Annotated in this window: 2 protein-coding genes; one reads left to right on the top strand and one right to left on the bottom strand. The window is 48.3% G+C overall.

All coding sequences use genetic code 11. The features are described 5' to 3' along the window. Window positions 1–1,282, bottom strand: a 1,282-nt coding sequence (locus PX481_RS25460; RefSeq protein ID WP_288096742.1) for an ammonium transporter, incomplete at its 3' end; no start/stop codon positions are given. Between the two features lie 407 nt (window positions 1,283–1,689). Between PX481_RS25460 and ribD the strand changes: the two genes are divergently transcribed. After that, the coding region (ribD, locus tag PX481_RS25455) for a bifunctional diaminohydroxyphosphoribosylaminopyrimidine deaminase/5-amino-6-(5-phosphoribosylamino)uracil reductase RibD (RefSeq protein WP_288096740.1) at window positions 1,690–2,178 on the top strand (489 nt) is incomplete at its 3' end.

The raw sequence follows: 2,178 nt of genomic DNA, 5'->3' as shown, positions 1-2,178 counted from the left end.
GGGTAGCCTTGAGGATTGTCCAAACAATACCACTAACAATCAGGGTAAAGGCCCCTACTGCTACAATCCCGATAATTTGGTTAATAAACAGTTGGAATTGACCGGTGATTAAACCCGCATCTTTGTTGAAGATACCCACGGCTAAAGTTCCAAACACACCACAGACGAGGTGAACGGAAGTCGCACCCACGGGGTCATCAATTTCCAGCTTATCGAAGAAAGCCACCGAGTAAACCACGACCACACCAGCAATTAAACCGATAATTAAGGCCGACCAATAGGATACACCATCACAACTGGCAGTAACCGCTACTAAACCGGCGAGAATACCGTTAATAATCATCGAAAGGTCGGGTTTACCATCTTTCGCCCAAGCGGTAAAGGTAGCGGCAATGCCGCCCGCGGCCCCGGCGAGGTTAGTGGTGACAGCGATATAGGGTACAGTTTCATTAACCGCTAAAGCAGAACCGGGGTTAAAACCGAACCAGCCAATCCAGAGAATTAAACAACCCAAGGTCGCGATACTCATGTTATGGCCGGGTAAGGCACTGGTGCGACCGTTGATGTATTTACCCATTCTCGGGCCGAGAATTGCCGCCCCGGTTAAAGCAGACCAACCACCCACCGAGTGGACCACCGTCGAACCAGCGAAGTCTTTAAAACCAAGGTCGGCTAACCAACCGCCACCCCAAACCCAGTGACCGGTGATCGGGTACATGATACCGACGATAATTAAGCTAAAAACGAGGAAATCGACGAATTTAATCCGTTCTGCCACCGCCCCAGATACAATGGTTGCCGCCGTTCCCGCGAAAGCGACTTGGAACAGGAAGAACACCGAGGTGGGCAAAGAGGCAGGCATGGCGTAGGTGGCAGGATCGCTACTGCTAAGGAACCAGCCTCCTGTACCGAAAAATTCGTTACTGACAGACCCGAACATCAGGGAGAAACCGATCGCCCAAAATGATATGGTGGAGAGGGCGAAAACGATCAGGTTTTTGGCGAGAACGTTAACGGCGTTTTTCTGGCGACAGAATCCCGTTTCTAGCATCGCAAAACCCGCGTTCATAAAGATCACGAGGATGGCGGCAATTAAAACCCAGATTGTATTGAGGGCGTTTTGGACATCTTCGGGGGTTAGGGGTTTCGCATCCTGGGCGTGTACGGCCGCGTTCCAAACCACAAAAATAATCGCGGACAAGGGAACACAGGCTAACCAGACAGGGTTAATTTTCGGTAACAAACCGACAAGTTCCCCAGATTTTCGAGCAATTCGTTTCATCGTTAATTCATTTACTTTTTTGAGTTAGTAGGTCGATTCATTACTGTTGAAAATAATTACCGAGCAATTATGTCCGTTCAACCGCTAAATCCTAGGAACAGAGGTCAATCATTTCAGAAGACCAAACGCCTAGGGATTTATCTTGGGGTGTGAGTAGTCAATGTTTTTTTATCTTTGGTTTTTTTTAGTTGAGATTTCTGTATCCTCTGATACGTTTCACTTTTAAATAACAATAGTAGATAAGTTATCAGTTATCAGATGTGAGTTTTCAGTTCACTGATTACTGTTTACTGGACGGCTACGCCGTGCCTTTGGCAACACTGAAAAAAGCTTCCCACTGATCACTGATTACTGATTACTGATTACTGATCACTGATAAAGTCTCCCCTCCTTTGGAGAAATAAACCATGGCCCGAGCAACGGAATTCGATCGCACAATGATGCAAAGATGTCTAACCCTTGCTAGGCAAGCCTTGGGGCGGACTTCTCCTAATCCTTTGGTGGGTTCTGTGATCGTTCACGAGGGTATAATTATCGGCGAAGGTTTTCACCCGGGGGCCGGACAACCCCATGCAGAAGTTTTCGCCCTGAGACAGGCGGCAGAAAAAGCCCGTGGTGCCACTTTATACGTCAATCTCGAACCCTGTAACCACTATGGACGTACTCCCCCCTGTAGCGAGGCAATTGTGCAAGCAGGCATTAAAAAAGTGGTGGTAGGGATGATCGATCCTAATCCCCTGGTGGCGGGGAAAGGCATTCAAAGATTAGCATCGGCAGGCATCGAGACGCTGGTGGGGGTGGAGGAGTCCGAATGTCGTCAACTCAATCAGGGTTTTATCCATCGCATCACCGCTAAAAAACCCTTCGGTATCCTCAAATATGCCATGACTCTCGAT

It is taken from the genome of Microcystis sp. M53603_WE2, assembly GCF_030065435.1.
The sequence above is the reverse complement of the archived record's forward strand: the minus strand, read 5'-3'. Positions and strand labels throughout refer to the sequence as shown.